Below are 15,407 nucleotides of genomic sequence, written 5' to 3'. Positions count from 1 at the left end.
CGGCGGCTTGACCGCGGGTCTCGCGGGGCTGATTGCGCTCGCCCTGATCAATCTCAACTGGAAGATCGTCGGTGGGCTCGACTTCGCCGTTTTATGGCAATATCGCGGCACATTGGCCGAGGGGCTGGTGATGACCCTGGTGCTGACGGCGGCCGCCGCGGCCTGCGGCATCTTCTTCGGCACTATTCTCGCCGTTTTGACGCAAGTGCCGCTGGCGCCGGCGCGCTGGTTCGCCATCGGTTATGTCGAGCTTTTCCGCAATACGCCGATCCTGGTCCAAGTGCTGTGGATCCATTTCGCCCTGCCGCTGGTGTCCGGCATCAACACCAGCGCCATCGTTAGCGGCGTCATCGCCATCGTTTTGCAGGCCAGCGCCTATTTCGGCGAGATCGTGCGTGGCGGCATCCGCGCGGTCCCCGCCGGCTATGGCGAGGCGTCCGACGCGCTCGGCATCCCGGTTTATACGCGCTGGCGGCGCGTCATCCTGCCGCCCGCCTTCCGGGTGATGATCCCGCCCTTCGTCAACATGACCATCAGCTTTTTCAAGGCTTCCGCTATCCTGACCGTGCTGCAGGTCGGCGAGCTGATGACGGTCTCCACGCGCATCGCCAACGCGATCTTCAAGCCGATCGAAATCCTGACGCTGGCCGCGCTGATCTACTTTTTGTTCGGCTACGCCATAAGCCAGTCGACGCATTGGCTCGAGCGTTCGCTCGCCCGTCGTGAGGGGCGCTGATCATGACATTCGACCTCAACGCGCTCGAAGCCAACTATCCGCTGCTGCTGCAGGGTCTGCTGGTCACGCTGCGCATCGTCTTTTACGCGATTCTGTTCGGCGCCCTCGGCAGCGTCGTGCTGTGCCTGGGCAAGCTGTCGGGCCGTGGTCCCGGCTACCGGGTCGCGGTGTTCGTGATCGATTTCTTCCGCACCATTCCCGAGGTGGTGCTGATTTTCTGGGTCTATTCCTGTCTGCCGCTGCTGTTCGGGCTGCGCATGTCGGCCGAGATCAGCGGTATCGTCGCGCTGTCGCTGTTCGTGGCCGCCAATGTCGCGGAGATCCTGCGCGCCGGGATCCTGTCGACCGAGAAGGGACAGTTGGAAGCCGCCTTTTCGCTCGGCCTGCCCGCATCCACGATCTGGCGCCGGGTCGTATTGCCGCCGGCGGTCCGGCGCATGATGCCGAACTTCGTCAACTTTCTCACCGAATTGCTGAAGGCCTCGAGCCTGCTGTCGACGATCGGCGTCGCCGAGATCGTCTATCAGGCGACCGTGCTGGGCAACGAGACCTTCGCCTATCTCGAATTCCTCACGGCGGTCGCGGTGCTGTTCTTCATGCTGATCTTTCCGCTCAGCCTTTACGTGCGCCGCGCCGAGACCAGGCATTTCAAGAGGACGTCACGATGATCTCCATTCTCCGGACACAGCACCCATGAGCGCCGGCGCGACAAAGCAAGCGGTCCGCTGCACGGACGTGGTCAAGCGCTACGGCACGTTCGTCGCTCTCGACCGGGTTTCGACCGAAATCGGAACCGGCGAGGTCGTCTGCGTGATCGGCCCCTCGGGCAGCGGCAAGTCGACCCTGCTTCGGACCATGAACGGGCTCGAGGCGATCGATGCCGGTACGGTCAACGTGCTTGGCCACACCCTGCCGGGGCCGCGCCGCGAGCTGGAGACGATCCGCCGCCGGGTCGGCATGGTGTTCCAGAACTTCAACCTGTTCGGCCACATGACGGTGCGCGAGAACCTCGTGCTGGCGCCGATGACGGCGCGCGGCCTCGGCCGCGCCGAGGCCGACGAGGCGGCGCAGAAGCTGCTGACGCGGGTCGGCATCGGCGAGCAGATCGACAAATACCCGGCCCAGCTTTCCGGAGGCCAGCAGCAGCGCGTGGCGATCGCCCGGGCGCTGGCGATGGAACCCGAGATCATGCTGTTCGACGAACCGACCTCCGCGCTCGATCCCGAAATGGTCAACGAGGTGCTCGACGTCATGCGCGATCTCGCCCGCGGCGGCATGACCATGGTCGTCGTCACCCACGAAATGGGTTTCGCGCGCGAGGTCGGCGATCGCATCCTTTTCATGGCCGAGGGCCAGCTTCTGGTCGACGCCGCGCCCGCAACCTTCTTCACCGCGCCCGAGGACGAACGCCAGAAGGCGTTTTTGTCGAAGGTGTTGTGAGACGACGGCCCGCCATGCGGCGGTGCCACACAGAGACGTTCAATCTTGGAGGAGCCACTATGAAATCCAAAACGCTTATCGCGGCCGCGCTGGCCGCCCTGGTCGCCGCACCTGGGATCGCCGGCGCGGCCGATAATCAGATCCAGGAAATTCGCGATCGCGGCGTCCTGCAAGCCTGCCACGCCGAGGCGTTTCCCTGGGCGGTAAAGGATCCGGCCAGCAATGAATGGAAGGGGTCCGACGTCGAGGCCGCCAAGAACCTGGCCGCGGCGATGGACGTCGAGATCGAGCATGTCGACGCCACCTGGGGCACGTTGATCCCCAGCCTGGAGGCCGGCAAATGCGACATCGTCATGGCACCGATGTTCCGCACCCCGGAGCGCGCCATGCGCATTCTGTTCAGCGAGCCGTCCGGCCACGAAACCAAAAGCGTGACCGTCGGCCCCAACGCCGACATCGCCGATCTGGCCGCGCTCGACCAGGAGGGCAAGGTGATCGTCGTCACCTCCGGCTCCGCCGACGAGGGCTTCGCCAAGCGCTTCTTCAAGAAGGCCGAGGTGAAATCGCTGGTGACCGACAAGCTTTCCACGCTGCTAGTCGACGTCGCCAGCGGCCGCGCCGACGCCATGGTGAGCGATACGGCTTCGGCCAGGAAGCTGGTCGCCGAAAACGACAATCTCGACGTGCGTATTCTCCAAACCGACGAGCCGCTGGATCCGCAGGGCTATTCCTACGGGATCCGGCGCGGCGAGTATCATTTCCTGCGCCTGGTCAATATCTGGCAGGAAGCGGCCGAGCAGCAGGGCCTGAAGGCCGAATGGTCGGCCATGTTCAGCGAATAATTCTTCTCATCCGCCCCCGCCCGGCCGCCCGGCGGCCGGGCGGGGACTTTTATCCAAGCTCAAGACGAGGACATCATGATCGAACGGATCGGCGTCGACCCCAAAACTCCCCTGCCGCTTGCGCCTGCCGTGCGCGCCGGCGACTTTTTGTTTCTGTCCGGTCAGGCCGCGCTGGACGAGACCGGCACGATCATCAACGGCAACATCGCCGAGCAGACCGAACTGACGATCCAGCGCATCGTTGCGGTTCTCCAAAAATGCGGCTGCACGCTCGCTGACGTGGTCAAGACCACGGTATGGCTCGACGACGCGCGTGATTTCGGCGCCTTCAATAAGGTTTATGCGCAGCATTTCGGCAGCGCCCCGCCGGCGCGCTCCACCGTCGTTTCGCCGCTTGTCGTCGACGGTAAGATCGAGATCGAAGTCGTCGCCTACAAGCCGGTCTGACCGGCCCTCCCGTTACCCATCAATACAAAGGCCCATCTCATGAGCGAAATGCCGACCACCGTTCACGACGCGATCGAATCGTGTCGCAGCGAGCTTTATGCCGCCGTCTTGAGCGACACGCTCGACCGTCACGGTCTCTATAACCAGTCGCCGCGCGCCGGCATGCGGTTGCTCGACGTGTCCAAGCCGCTCTGCGGTCTTGCCAGGGTCGGCATCTACATGCCGGTCTATCACGACAGCGAGGAACTCGACGTCTATGGCGAGGAGATCGATCTGGTCGACAGCCTGCAGCCGAACGAGGTGCCGGTGCTCGCCTGCCACGGGCTGGCGCATATCGCGCCGTGGGGCGAGTTGCTGTCGACCCGCGCCCAGGTGCTCAAGGCGGGCGGTTTCGTCACCGACGGCTCGGTGCGCGACGCTCGGATGATCCGTGAAATGGGCTTTCCGGTCGTGTGTGCCGGCACGACGCCGGTCGACACCAAATATCGCGGTAAGCTGGTGCTTTACGACGTGCCGGGCAAGATCGGCGGCGTCGACGTCAACAGCGGCGATCTGATTTTCGCCGACGAGGACGGAACGGTGATCGTGCCGCGCGCACTGATCGTCGACGTGGTCGGCGCGGCACTGGCCAAGGTGCGTGCGGAAACCACCGTGCGCAACGAGCTGGCGGCCGGCGAATCGCTGCGCACCATCTTCACGCGCCACCGGATCCTGTAGGCCATGACCGTGTCGCCCCTGACGGGAAAGCGGGTTCTCATCACCGCGGCAGGCGCCGGCATCGGCCGGGCCTGCGCTGAGCGCATGGCCGCGGCGGGCGCGCATGTGCTCGCCACCGACATCGACCGCAGCGCGCTTGCCGGCCTGGAAGGGGCGGCGAGCATCCGCACGGCCGGCCTCGACGTGTGCGACCAACACGCGATCGGCGCGCTGGTCGACGAAAACGGGCCGTTCGATGTGTTGATGAACTGCGCCGGTATCGTGCATTCCGGCACGATCATGGACGCTACGGACGCGGAGTTCGACCGCGCCGTCGACGTCAACGTGCGCGCGATGATGCGCACCATTCGTGCCGTCATGCCCGGCATGCTGGAGCAGGGCGACGGCGCGATCGTCAACATCGCGTCGGTGGTTTCCAGCGTGAAGGCCGCTCCCAACCGGTTCGTCTACGCCACCACCAAGGCGGCGGTGATCGGCCTGACCAAATCCGTGGCCGCCGATTTCGTCGCCCGCGGCATCCGCTGCAATGCGATTTGTCCGGGAACGGTCGACAGTCCCTCGCTCCAGCAGAGAATGCGGGCGGGCGGCGACTACGAGGCCGCCAGGGCGGCCTTCATCGCGCGCCAGCCGATGGGGCGCATCGGCACGCCCGACGAGATCGCCGATCTTGCGCTACATCTGGCCGGGGCGACTTTCACCACCGGCCAGGCCTATGTCATCGATGGCGGCTGGACCGCCTGATCCATTGGCCCCGCGCGCCGATGCCGCGCGGAGCCGCATCGGCCTTGTCTGTGACAAATTTGGAGAAACGATTGTGAAGCTCGTGCGTTATGGTGCGCCCGGACGGGAACGGCCGGGGCTTGTCGATGACAGGGGCGCGCTGCGCGACCTGTCGGCTCACGTCGACGATCTGGCTGGAGAGGTGCTCGATCCGCGGGCGCTCGCCCGGCTGAAGACGATCGATCCTTCCTCGTTGCCGAAGGTGGAGGGCGATCCGCGGCTCGGCCCCTGCGTGGCCGGCACGGGAAAATTCATCTGCGTCGGCCTCAACTATTCCGACCATGCGGCCGAGGCGGGAGCCGCGGTCCCTGCCGAACCGATCCTGTTCATGAAGGCGACATCGGCGATCTGCGGCCCCAATGACGACCTCGTCCTGCCGCGCGGTTCGCAAAAGACCGACTGGGAGGTCGAGCTCGGCGTGGTGATCGGACGGACGGCCAGATATGTCGACGAAGCCGAAGCGCTCGACCACGTGGCCGGCTATTGCACCGTGCACGACGTATCCGAACGCGCCTACCAGCTCGAGCACGAGGGGCAGTGGACCAAGGGCAAGTCGGCCGACACGTTCGGGCCGACCGGTCCCTGGCTGGTGCCGGCCGATGCGGTCGAAAACCCGCTCTCGCTGCCGATGTGGCTCAAGCTGAACGGCGAGATCATGCAGGACGGATCGACGGCGACGATGATCTTCAAGCCGGCTTTCCTGGTTTCCTATATCAGCCGCTTCATGTCCTTGCAGCCGGGGGATATCATCTCCACCGGCACCCCTCCGGGCGTCGGCATGGGCAAGACGCCGCCACGCTATCTGCGCGCGGGCGACGTCGTCGAACTCGGCATTGACGGGCTCGGTGCGCAGCGCCAGACCGTGGTGGCCGCGCGTTAGAGCGGGGCGGCAAAAGCCGGATCGCCGAAGACGCTTTCTCTTACCGTCTTTGCGACGTTCCGGCACGGCCCGCGTCCCGCTTGTGCCGGCACTGCCAGTCTTATGCCTGCGCAGCTGAATGTGTCGGCAAGGATCTTTGGGAAGCAAAGCCGCGGCCGCGCCACGCCGGCGAGGAACGCGGTCTGCCGGTGCCGCGAGGGGAAGGGGACGGAGCAGCCACTGCTGGGTGCCCGCCCGTACGCTGCCAACTGTGCCGTTTCCAACCGAAAATTCCTCTCGTCCTACGCCGGGTTTCGGCTTTCCCACCCCTGCCTTTTGCGCGTTCGGCTGGCGAAATGTTCACGGCGCGTTTCGTCAGGCAAGCCCGATAAACCAGACCTCGCCGCCGAAATCCTTGCCCGATAGCGATATCGTGCCACAAGCTTCTCCCAACTGGCGCGAAGTCCATTCCATCAAACCGTTTCCGTTTAAGGAGGAACGGCCGTAGCTGCCACCGGACGGCGATGGTCCCACAATATTTGATCTCAAGAGCTTGAAATGGTGGGCGATGACAGGCTCGAACTGCCGACATCTTCGGTGTAAACGAAGCGCTCTACCAACTGAGCTAATCGCCCGCCTCGGCGCGGTTTAAGCGCTTCGTGGTGAATGTGCAAGCCTTCGTCGGCCGCGCGCACACACCGTCGGTCCGGAGCAGCTGCCGTGCTTTTTGCCGCAGGCGCAGGCTGCCGGCCGGCCGCCTGCGGCAAGACAAAAGCCACCCGCCCGCGGCGTCATCGCGGCCCCGGTCGCATTGTCCCGGCAAGGGCGTGCACAATCGCCGTGGGGGCGCTTGACAGGCATTCGCGAACCGCTTAATCCAGCCGCCACGACGACGGTGCCTGCGGGCAACGCAAGTCGTAGCGCGGGTGTAGCTCAGTCGGTTAGAGTGCCGGCCTGTCACGCCGGAGGTCGCGGGTTCGAGCCCCGTCACTCGCGCCATTTTTCGTCTTTTCGAAAACCTATCGTCCGGATTCGCACGCGGCTTTTCGTCGGCTTGACGCAAATCGCCATTTTTCCGAAAGTCCCGCCGACGCGGTCGCCCATGCGCCTTCTGGCGCGAGGTGTTCGTTTGCGCGACGGGGAAGGAAAGTCGATGTCCGTTCCGGCCGAGACGAATGCCGCGCCGGACGCAGGCGCCGGGCGGGGCGCGGACCCGAGAGAAATCGAACTGAAGCTGATCGTTCCCGCCGCCCGCCTTGCCGAGATGGCGACCAGTCCGGCGATCGAGCATCACGCCCGCAATGCCGGCACCGTGCGCCGCCTGAACACGGTCTACTACGATACGCCGGACAGGGCCTTGTGGGAGGCGGGCTTCACGCTGCGCGTGCGCAACAAAGGCGCGGCCTGCACGATGACGGTCAAGTCGACGGAGCCCGCCAATGGCGGCCTGCTCGCCCGCAGCGAGTGGGAGGCGCCGGTGCAGGACATGCGGCCGCGGGTCGGTGCGTTGGCCGCGCAGTTGCCGAAGGCGTTTTTCGAGGCGCTCGGCGCCGCGTCGCTCGAACCGATGTTTTCGACCGAGGTCAGGCGCCGCACGCGCAAGCTCGACCTGCCCGATGCCTCGATCGAGCTGGCGGTGGATGAGGGCCGTATCGTTGCCGGCAAGGCGAGCGAGCCGATCTGCGAGCTCGAGTTCGAGCTCGAAGGCGGCTCGGCGTCCGCGCTTTACGACCTGGCGCTCGACCTGGCCGAGCACGGTCCCGCAGATCTCAGCATCCGCAGCAAGGCGGCGCGCGGTTTCGATCTGGCGCTCGGCCGGCCGCCGGCCTTTGTGAAGGCCAAGAAGAGCGCCATCCGCGGCAAGGTCAGCCTCGACGACGCTTTTTCAGCCATGCTCGTCGACGCCTTGCTGCATCTCATGCGCAACAAGCCGGCCGCCATCGACGGCCGCCATCCGGAGGGTGTGCACCAGTTGCGTGTCGCGCTGCGGCGCACGCGAGCGATCCTCAAGCTGCTCGGCAAGCTCACCGGCTCGTCCGAGGCCGACGCCTTCGCCGGTGAGGCGCGATGGCTCGCCGGCGAGCACGGCGATGCGCGCGACTGGGACGTTTTTATGGTCGAGACCGTGCCGCCGATCGAGGCGGCCTGTCCCGAAATCGCCGGTTTCGCGGATTTGCGGAACGCCGCCGAAATCCTGCGCGAACGGGGATATGACAGGGCGCGTGCCGCGCTTGCCGGCCCTCGCGCGCAGCGTTTTCAGCTTTTGCTTGCCCGCTGGATTGCGTGTCGTGGTTGGCGCGCCGACCTTTCCGGCAAGGCGCGCGCCGCGCTTGCCGCGCCGGCCTCCAAACATGCGCTCACCGTGCTGACGCGCCAGCACCGCAAGGTGCTCGACATGGGCCGGCATTTCGACAGGCTGGAACCGGAGGCGCGCCACGAACTGCGCCTGGCCGTCAAGAAGTTGCGCTACGTCACCGATTTCCTGCTGCCGCTCTGCGCGAGGAAGGGCAGTGAAGCAAGACGCTACGCCAAGGCCCTGTCGGTGCTCCAGGACGGGCTCGGCCGCTACAACGACGTCGCCGTCACCGCCGCTCTGCTCGACCGGGTCGCTGTGCCCGAAATGCCGGCGGCCGCGCGCGAGGCGTGCGGCGCGATCCGTGGCTGGCAGGCACGCGACCTGGCCGACCTCGAGGCTGGCCTGCGCGCGCCGTGGGACGGATTTCGCGCGACCGGCCGGCCCTGGTCCAAATGAGGGTGGCCGGGTCAACTCGACGCTGCGCTGCCGCGCCGGTAGAGCCAACCAAGCAGGATCGGCGTCAGATACATCGGGATCTGGTAGCAGCCGATGAACAGCAGCAGCGGATCGGTCACCGCTGCCGGCAGGGCGGCGAGAAACAGGGCCACATTGCGGTTGCCTGCGACGATAGCCAGCGGCGCGGTCATATGTTGGGACATGCGCGGCCGCAGGATCAGCGCCATCGCGATCTGGCAGGCGAAATTGCCGGCGAAGGCGGCGGCGAGCGCGGCCGCGAGCACCATCGACGGCGCGCGCATCGCCGGTCCGACGGCGGCCATCAGGCCGACCACCACCACGGCCATGCCGATCGCCGACCAGCCGTCGATGACGCCGAGCTGCCGCGCCGATAGGGTTTTGAAGATAAAAACCCGTATCGCGAATGCCGCGCCCGCCGCCACTGCGATGATGACGAGCAGCCGCGCCGCCGCGCCGATCACCACGCCGGCATTGCCCAGCGCCGGGGCAAGCCAGAAGACCGGGATGACGGTGAGGGGCAACAATGCCGTGCCGACGACCAGCTGGCGCAGCGCCGGCGCGGGATCGTTGCCGGTCAGAAGCGCCAGGTTCGGACTGCCCGAGATCGGCGCGCCGGCCAGCATCAACACCAGCCCGGTGGCGAGCACCCCGTTCCAGCCGAGCGTTGCGAAGGCAAAAACCGCCGCGACCGGCATGGCGAGCTGAAAAAGCAGGGTGAACGCGAAAGAGGTCTTCAGGTCGGCAAGCGCCCCGACGGCCTGGCGCGGGCCGACCCGCAGCGCGGCGAGAAAAAGCAGTCCTGCCACCATCTCGCCGATGAAGGGCTTCAGCGCCTCGGCCAGCCCCGGCAGAGCAATGCCGGCGACGAGCCCCGCGACCAGCGTCATGCGCCCGTGCCGGGCCGCGAACAGCAACGGTGCGGCGAGGGTCATCGAGACGCCGCCGGGCCCGGCGACGGCATGCCGAACGGTGTCGCGGTCGGCGTGCCGGGGTTTGCCGCGCCCGTCGGGTCCACGGCTCTAACCACCGGGACGCTGGCGCATGTTTTCCGGCAGCCAGGTGGCCAGATCCGGAAAGGCGATCAGGATGAAGACCATCACCACCATGATGGCGAACATCGGCAGGGCGGCGCGCGCGATATAGTTCATCTCGTGATGGGTCATGCCCTGGAGCACGAACAGATTGAAGCCGATCGGTGGCGTGATCTGCGCCATTTCGACCACCACCACGACGAAGATGCCGAACCAGACGATGTCGATGCCGGCCTGGCGGACCATCGGTTCCACCACCGCGATGGTCAGGACGACCGAGGAGATGCCGTCGAGGAAGCAGCCGATGACGATGTAGAAGACGAGCAGCATCATCAAAAGCTCGAAACGGGTAAGCTCGAACGAGCCGATCCACTGGGCGAGTCCGCGCGGCAGTCCGGTAAAACCCATCGATAGCGACAGGAAGGCCGCGCCGGCCAAGATCAGCGCAATCATCGCCGAGGTGCGGGTCGCCCCCAGCAGGCTTTCCGTGAAGGTGGCCCAGTTCAGCGACCCTTGCGTGGCCGCCAGCACCAGGGAGCCGAGAACGCCGAAGGCGGCCGCCTCGGTGGCGGTGGCAAAACCCAGATACATCGATCCGATCACCAGAAGGATGAGCAGGATGACGGGGATTAGAAAGCGTGAATTGGCGAGTTTTTCGGCAAAGCTCATCACCGGTTCGGGCTTGGGGTCGAACCGTTTCGACACCCGCGCATAGATCGCCACGTAGCCCATGAACATTGCCGCCAGCGTCAGGCCGGGAAGAATGCCGGCGATGAACAATTTGGTGATCGATTCGTTGATGGTGACGCCGTAGACGATCAGGGTGAGCGACGGCGGGATCATCAGGCCGAGCGTCGCCGCGCCGGCGAGCGTGCCGATCACCAGATGTTCGGGATAGCCGCGCTTGCGCAGTTCGGGGATCGACATCCGGCCGACCGTCGTCAGCGTGGCGGCCGACGAACCGGAAACCGCGGCGAACACCGTGCAGCCGACGATGTTGGTGTGGATCAGGCCGCCCGGCAGCCGCGCCATCCAGGGCGACAGGCCGCGGAACATGTCTTCCGAAAGCCGGGTGCGGTACAGGATCTCGCCCATCCAGATGAACAGCGGCAGCGCCGTCAGCGTCCACGACGAGGACGAGCTCCAGATCGTGGTGATCATGGCGTCGCCCGGCGGGCGGGCGGTGAAAAGCTCCATGCCGACAAAAGCGACGCCGAGCAGGGCAAGGCCGACCCAGACGCCGGTGCCGAGCAACAGGAAAAGCACGAACAGGAAGGTGGCGATCGGCAGCAACTGTTCCATGGCCGGTTCTATTCCCCGTGGCTCTGCTCGAGGATTTCGGACCGGATACCATGGGCACCGGTGACGAGCAGGCGGAAGAGGTGATCGACGAAACACAGCGCCAGCAGCACGGTTCCCGCCGCCATCACCAGTTGCGGGATCCAGATCGGCGTGGCGTCCTGCCCCTGGCTGATGTCGTTGAGCTTGTAGGACAGCCATGTGGTCTTGACCGCGTACCAGGCGAAATAGGCCGAGGCGGCCGTGCCGATCGCGAAACACCATAGTTCCAGATAGCGCCGCTTGCCGCCGACCGCGTTCAGCAGGATCGAAACCCGGATATGGGCGCCGTGATTGAGCGCGTAGGCGAAGGCGAAGAAGGACGCCCCGGCCATGCAGTAGCCGGCATAGTCGGTCGCGCCGGGAAAGACCTGCCCGCTCCAACGCGCCATCATCTGCAAGACGATGATGACCAGGATCGCGACCATGAAGACCGCCGCGATCACCCCGCCGGCCGTATAGAGCGCGTCGAGTGCACGCCTGAGCGTGCGTCCTGCTGACGGCATGCTCTCTGCCTCCCGCTTTGGGCGCGGCGGCGCCGGACGCCGCCACACCGGTGTCAGTGAAGGGGAGGGTTCACATGGCTTTGTAGGCGTCGACGATCGCCTTGCCTTGCTCGCCAGCCTGCTCGAGCCATTCGGCGGTCATGGTGTCGCCGATCGCCTTCAACTCCTCGACCAGTTTTTCACTGGGTTCGGCCACGGTCATGCCGCCTTCGCGCAGCCCGTCGACGGTCAGCTGCGTATAGTCCTTGGCCCGTTGCAGGCCCTTCGTTTTGGCGTCCGCGGCACAATCGAGAACGACCTTGCGCGTCGCCTCGTCGAGCCCGTTCCAGGCGTCCTTGTTGGCGAAAACGGCGTTGCGCGGCAGCCAGGCGTCGACCTCGTAAAAATGCGACAGATGCTCCCACACCTTGCGGTCGTAGCCGGTCGCGCCCGACGAAATGAAGCTTTCCGCCACGCCGGTCGCCAGCGCCTGGCTGAGTTCGGCAGCCTCGACCTGGACCGGCAGCATGCCGGTCAACTCGGCCATGCGCGCGGTCGCGGACGAATAGGAGCGGAATTTCAGGCCCTTCATGTCGGCGACCGAATTCACTTCCTTGTTGAAATAAAGTCCCTGCGGCGGCCACGGCACGGAGTAGAGATAGACGAGGTTCTGCTCGTCGAGGATTTTTCCGACGGCCTCGCCCGCCGCCTTCCACAGCTTCTCATGCGCGTCGAAGGAGGTCGCAAGGAAGGGGACCGAATCGACGCCGAAAATCGGATTTTCGTTCTGGTGCGCCGAAAGCAGCCTCTCGCCGATCGGTGCCTGTCCGGTCTGTACCGCGCGCTTGATCTCGTTGCCCTTGAACAGCGAGCCCGACGGGTGGGTGACGATCTCGAGCGCGCCGCTCGTGCCGTCGGTCACGCATTTGGCGAAGTCGGCCGCGTTTTCGGAATGGAAATTGCTCGCGGCGTAGGCGAGCGGCATGTCCCATTTTTCAGCCTGCGCGGCCACGGCCGACACGGCGGTCATCGCCGTTGCGGCGAGCAGTGTGGTCAGATATTTCATGATCTTCCTCCCTTGGTGATGGTCGTCCTGTTTGTCTGCTTTCGATATCCCGGTTTCGACCGGCCCTATTGGAACCGCGACGGCGCGTAGGGCGCAAGGTCCAAATTGGGCGTGCGCCCGGAAACGAGCTGGGCGAGCAGCCGGCCGGTCCTGGGTCCGCCGGTGAGCCCGACATGATGATGGCCGAAGCCGAGAAAGGCCCCCTTGAGCCGTGGCGCCTCGCCGATGATTGGAATGGAATCCGCCGGGGCGGGCCGATGCCCCATCCATTCGCGCCTTTCCGCCCAGCGCAGGCCGGGCAGGGTGGCCTGAGCCTGTTTCACTAGAAGGTCGAAGGGCGCCCGCGAGGGCGGGCGCTCGAGCCCGCCGAATTCGACGATGCCGGCCAGCCGGAGCCGCCCCTCCATCGGCGTCATGACGAATTTTCCCGCCGCCACCATGCATGGCGCGCGCGGTATCACGCTCGGGTCGAGAAGTTCGACATGGTAGCCACGCTCGCTTTCCAGCGGAATCTTCAGCCCGAGCTTGCGCGCCAGCGGTTTCGACCAGGCGCCGGCGCATACCACGACCGCTCTGCAAGCGATGGTCTCGGCGCCGGCGCGCACACCCTGGATCCGCCCGTCCTCGCGAACGAAGTCGGTGACGGCCGTCGTCAGCATCCGGCCACCCCGGGAAACGAAATGGGCTGCAAGCGCTTTCACATAGCGGCCGGGGTCGGTAATCGCGCCATGACCGCCGAGGCTGGCCGCGAAGCCGATATCCGGTGCCAGGGCCGGGTCGTGATCGCGCAACGCGGCGCCGTCCAACTCGCGCCACGAAAAACCGTGCGCCCGGCGCAGATCCCAGGCGAACGCATCGGCCAGATAGTGCGTTCGGTCGCGGTAGAGAAATACGTAGTCGCAGGGTTTCAGCCATTTTTCGGCCCCCGTGCCGGCTGCTAGCGCCTCGTGCTCGGTCAGGCTGTCGCTGATGACCGGCGCCAGTGCGGCGGCGATCCGGCGCGCGTCGCCGGCATTGGCGTGGCCGAGATAGCGCCGCAGCCATGGCAAGAGCCTCGGCAGATAGGCCCATTTCACGAAAAGCGGCTGGCCGGGATCGAAAACCATGCGCGGGGCTTTGGCAAGGAGGCCGGGTACGGTCACCGGCACCACCGAACAGGACGCCAGCACGCCACCATTGCCGTAGCTCGCGCCGTCGCCGGGCGCACCGCGGTCGATCAGCACGACCTCGTGACCATCGCGCTGCAGCCAGATGGCCGTGGCGACGCCGACGATGCCGGCGCCAACCACCGCCACCGGCGGCTGGCGCGCATCCGGCGGATTGCTCCCTGCCGCAGCCATCCTACCGTTCCCCAATCTGGCCGTCTGCGAACGCGATCATAGCACTCGGCAACAAAATACCAGTATTTTATCGGCGTTATGACTGTATAGCGCGCCCGGCCGGCTTCACACTGCGTCGGAGCCGATATCGGCGCCTTGTTGTCGATTGGCCGCGCGGTCTCCCGTCGAGGCGTCCGTCGGCGAAGGGATGGCCAGGGTGGTGGAAGATTTTGAAGCGCGGCAATGTTGCCGCCGGCGCCGGCGCAGCGTGCCTTGCAACCACGATCGTATAGAAAAGTCGAGTATAAACAATTCAATGCATTTTTTAGTTGCATTTTAAATAGAAATCCGAAACGATCGACATCGAGTTCATAGTACCTATGCAAGGGGAATGTAGATGTCCCTGAAATTTCGCGGTTTCGGCTTCGTCTTTTGCGGAGTCGTAGCCGGAAGCGCAATTGTTGTGTCCTTATTCGATATCGCTATGCCCGATCTTGTTGGGGTGAAGCGCGCTGAAGCACAAAACGACTCCTATGCAGCCGGGGACGTCTTGCGGCAGAAATTCTCCGAATACGCCAAACAATGTCTGACGGAACTCTCCGGTAGCAATCCGATCAATTTTCCAAAGCAGTTCCAATGCGTTGACGGACCTATTCTACCGATAAGTCAGAATGGAGTGCCGATCCCGGCCGACACGTCGGCGGATTCGAAATTCTTCACCGCCCAAACGACATGCGACAAGCCGCCGATCCTCGACATATCCCGCGGCGGCATCGGGCAGTGCGTGCCCAATTCGCGCCTGCAGGTGCGTCAGGTTCAACAGCAGAATGTCGATCAGAAGGACTGGCCTTATTACGCGCTTTTGTGCCGCAACTATAAATATCGCAGCCTTGCGCAAGAGAAGGTCAAGCCGGAATATGACGACATCGCCATGGTCGTCTACAGCCCGGTCAACAAGAAGACCTGTTTTTTCCAGAGATTGTCCGATCCCAACCTGTCGGCATTCAACGTCTCCGACAGTGCCTTCGCGCCACAACAGGCGATACCGGGTACTGACATTCCCTCGCCGTTCGAGGTCGGCGCGGATGCGTTCTGGGACAAACCCTCGGTAGTCGAGCAGATCAATTGCGCCCAGTGTCACGACGCCAATCCCTACGTGCGTACGCCCTATGCCTATCAGGTGACGATCGACAAGGCCGACAGCCTTCCACGGCGCAGCTCTGGCGAGGCCTACGAAATCGTCGCACTCGACCATTTCGGTGCGAGCTGGAAGCAGTATCACGGCTATTTCGACATCCAGCCGCGCAAATCCGGCGAGGAGGGGGCGTGCGTGGCCTGCCACAGCCTCGGCCTCGGCAATTCGAGCGGTTCCTTCACGGATTATTCGGCCGGTGCGCTGGCGCCGAGCCAACTCGATACGGGCGAGTTCGACGACACCCATTGGATGCCGCCTCGGGCCAAACAGTCGAGCTGGAGCAAGAATTACGACAGTTCGGTCAAGAAGGTCCAAGCCTGCAACGCCACGCCGAACGCCAAGGGTTGCAACAAGAAGATGCTGCACTAGCACTGCGAAA

At 64.9% G+C, this 15,407-nt stretch carries 15 protein-coding genes and 2 tRNA genes; 11 read left to right on the top strand and 6 right to left on the bottom strand.

Annotated elements, in window-relative coordinates:
* The first annotated feature begins 7 nt into the window (after positions 1–7).
* From GN330_RS18165 to GN330_RS18130, 8 genes are all read left to right on the top strand, one after another.
* Entirely contained in the window at positions 8–736 is a 729-nt protein-coding gene (locus GN330_RS18165; protein ID WP_197435229.1) for an amino acid ABC transporter permease, read from the top strand.
* 2 nt (positions 737–738) lie between these two features.
* Positions 739–1,404, top strand: a complete 666-nt coding sequence (locus tag GN330_RS18160) for an amino acid ABC transporter permease (RefSeq protein ID WP_156714123.1) — start codon at positions 739–741, stop codon at positions 1,402–1,404.
* 25 nt (positions 1,405–1,429) lie between these two features.
* Complete coding sequence (locus tag GN330_RS18155) at positions 1,430–2,176, top strand: amino acid ABC transporter ATP-binding protein (RefSeq protein WP_156714122.1); 747 nt, start codon at positions 1,430–1,432, stop codon at positions 2,174–2,176.
* Positions 2,177–2,235: 59 nt separating this feature from the next.
* Positions 2,236–3,018: a substrate-binding periplasmic protein gene (locus GN330_RS18150; protein WP_197435228.1), complete on the top strand. Its 783-nt coding sequence runs from the start codon at positions 2,236–2,238 to the stop codon at positions 3,016–3,018.
* A 75-nt stretch (positions 3,019–3,093) separates the two neighbouring features.
* Positions 3,094–3,465 carry a RidA family protein gene (locus GN330_RS18145; protein WP_106569840.1) on the top strand — a complete coding sequence of 124 codons (372 nt, stop codon included), beginning with the start codon at positions 3,094–3,096 and terminating at the stop codon, positions 3,463–3,465.
* A 39-nt stretch (positions 3,466–3,504) separates the two neighbouring features.
* On the top strand, positions 3,505–4,182 hold the full coding sequence (locus GN330_RS18140; RefSeq protein ID WP_197435227.1) for an RraA family protein: 678 nt from the start codon (positions 3,505–3,507) through the stop codon (positions 4,180–4,182).
* 3 nt (positions 4,183–4,185) lie between these two features.
* Positions 4,186–4,923 carry an SDR family oxidoreductase gene (locus GN330_RS18135; protein WP_156714120.1) on the top strand — a complete coding sequence of 246 codons (738 nt, stop codon included), beginning with the start codon at positions 4,186–4,188 and terminating at the stop codon, positions 4,921–4,923.
* A 73-nt stretch (positions 4,924–4,996) separates the two neighbouring features.
* Entirely contained in the window at positions 4,997–5,842 is an 846-nt protein-coding gene (locus GN330_RS18130) for a fumarylacetoacetate hydrolase family protein (protein ID WP_343040859.1), read from the top strand.
* A 538-nt stretch (positions 5,843–6,380) separates the two neighbouring features.
* Here the strand turns inward: GN330_RS18130 and GN330_RS18125 are convergent.
* Positions 6,381–6,456: transfer RNA gene (locus tag GN330_RS18125), tRNA-Val, on the bottom strand.
* A 287-nt stretch (positions 6,457–6,743) separates the two neighbouring features.
* Between GN330_RS18125 and GN330_RS18120 the strand changes: the two genes are divergently transcribed.
* Together GN330_RS18120 and GN330_RS18115 are read left to right on the top strand one after the other, a co-directional pair.
* A tRNA-Asp gene (locus tag GN330_RS18120) sits at positions 6,744–6,820 on the top strand.
* 154 nt (positions 6,821–6,974) lie between these two features.
* Positions 6,975–8,573, top strand: coding sequence for a CYTH and CHAD domain-containing protein (locus GN330_RS18115; RefSeq protein ID WP_197435226.1), 1,599 nt, complete (start codon positions 6,975–6,977; stop codon positions 8,571–8,573).
* 11 nt (positions 8,574–8,584) lie between these two features.
* Here GN330_RS18115 and GN330_RS18110 read toward each other — a convergent pair whose 3' ends face one another.
* From GN330_RS18110 to GN330_RS18090, 5 genes are all read right to left on the bottom strand, one after another.
* The gene (locus tag GN330_RS18110; protein ID WP_156714118.1) at positions 8,585–9,526 is read right to left on the bottom strand and encodes a hypothetical protein; all 942 of its coding nucleotides are present in this window, start codon (positions 9,524–9,526) and stop codon (positions 8,585–8,587) included.
* An 87-nt stretch (positions 9,527–9,613) separates the two neighbouring features.
* Positions 9,614–10,927 carry a TRAP transporter large permease gene (locus tag GN330_RS18105; RefSeq protein WP_156714117.1) on the bottom strand — a complete coding sequence of 438 codons (1,314 nt, stop codon included), beginning with the start codon at positions 10,925–10,927 and terminating at the stop codon, positions 9,614–9,616.
* A gap of 8 nt (positions 10,928–10,935) precedes the next feature.
* Positions 10,936–11,469 (bottom strand): TRAP transporter small permease, encoded by a 534-nt coding sequence (locus tag GN330_RS18100; protein ID WP_156714116.1) that lies wholly within the window; start codon positions 11,467–11,469, stop codon positions 10,936–10,938.
* A gap of 70 nt (positions 11,470–11,539) precedes the next feature.
* Positions 11,540–12,514: a TRAP transporter substrate-binding protein gene (locus tag GN330_RS18095; RefSeq protein WP_156714115.1), complete on the bottom strand. Its 975-nt coding sequence runs from the start codon at positions 12,512–12,514 to the stop codon at positions 11,540–11,542.
* A gap of 65 nt (positions 12,515–12,579) precedes the next feature.
* Positions 12,580–13,854, bottom strand: a complete 1,275-nt coding sequence (locus GN330_RS18090) for an NAD(P)/FAD-dependent oxidoreductase (RefSeq protein ID WP_156714114.1) — start codon at positions 13,852–13,854, stop codon at positions 12,580–12,582.
* 655 nt (positions 13,855–14,509) lie between these two features.
* Here GN330_RS18090 and GN330_RS18085 point away from each other — a divergent pair.
* Complete coding sequence (locus tag GN330_RS18085; RefSeq protein WP_156714113.1) at positions 14,510–15,397, top strand: hypothetical protein; 888 nt, start codon at positions 14,510–14,512, stop codon at positions 15,395–15,397.
* Positions 15,398–15,407: the final 10 nt, after the last annotated feature.

It is taken from the genome of Nitratireductor arenosus (genome assembly GCF_009742725.1).
In the GTDB taxonomy this organism is placed as follows: Bacteria; Pseudomonadota; Alphaproteobacteria; order Rhizobiales; family Rhizobiaceae; genus Mangrovimarina; species Mangrovimarina arenosa.
This window is presented reverse-complemented; position numbering and strand designations above follow the sequence as displayed.

Coding starts and splice junctions, on each gene's coding strand:
- GN330_RS18160 (WP_156714123.1), top strand. CDS start 739: ATGACATTCGACCTCAACGCGCTCGAAGCCAACTATCCGCTGCTGCTG.
- GN330_RS18155 (WP_156714122.1), top strand. CDS start 1,430: ATGAGCGCCGGCGCGACAAAGCAAGCGGTCCGCTGCACGGACGTGGTC.
- GN330_RS18150 (WP_197435228.1), top strand. CDS start 2,236: ATGAAATCCAAAACGCTTATCGCGGCCGCGCTGGCCGCCCTGGTCGCC.
- GN330_RS18145 (WP_106569840.1), top strand. CDS start 3,094: ATGATCGAACGGATCGGCGTCGACCCCAAAACTCCCCTGCCGCTTGCG.
- GN330_RS18140 (WP_197435227.1), top strand. CDS start 3,505: ATGAGCGAAATGCCGACCACCGTTCACGACGCGATCGAATCGTGTCGC.
- GN330_RS18135 (WP_156714120.1), top strand. CDS start 4,186: ATGACCGTGTCGCCCCTGACGGGAAAGCGGGTTCTCATCACCGCGGCA.
- GN330_RS18115 (WP_197435226.1), top strand. CDS start 6,975: ATGTCCGTTCCGGCCGAGACGAATGCCGCGCCGGACGCAGGCGCCGGG.
- GN330_RS18110 (WP_156714118.1), bottom strand. CDS start 9,526: ATGACCCTCGCCGCACCGTTGCTGTTCGCGGCCCGGCACGGGCGCATG.
- GN330_RS18105 (WP_156714117.1), bottom strand. CDS start 10,927: ATGGAACAGTTGCTGCCGATCGCCACCTTCCTGTTCGTGCTTTTCCTG.
- GN330_RS18100 (WP_156714116.1), bottom strand. CDS start 11,469: ATGCCGTCAGCAGGACGCACGCTCAGGCGTGCACTCGACGCGCTCTAT.
- GN330_RS18095 (WP_156714115.1), bottom strand. CDS start 12,514: ATGAAATATCTGACCACACTGCTCGCCGCAACGGCGATGACCGCCGTG.
- GN330_RS18090 (WP_156714114.1), bottom strand. CDS start 13,854: ATGGCTGCGGCAGGGAGCAATCCGCCGGATGCGCGCCAGCCGCCGGTG.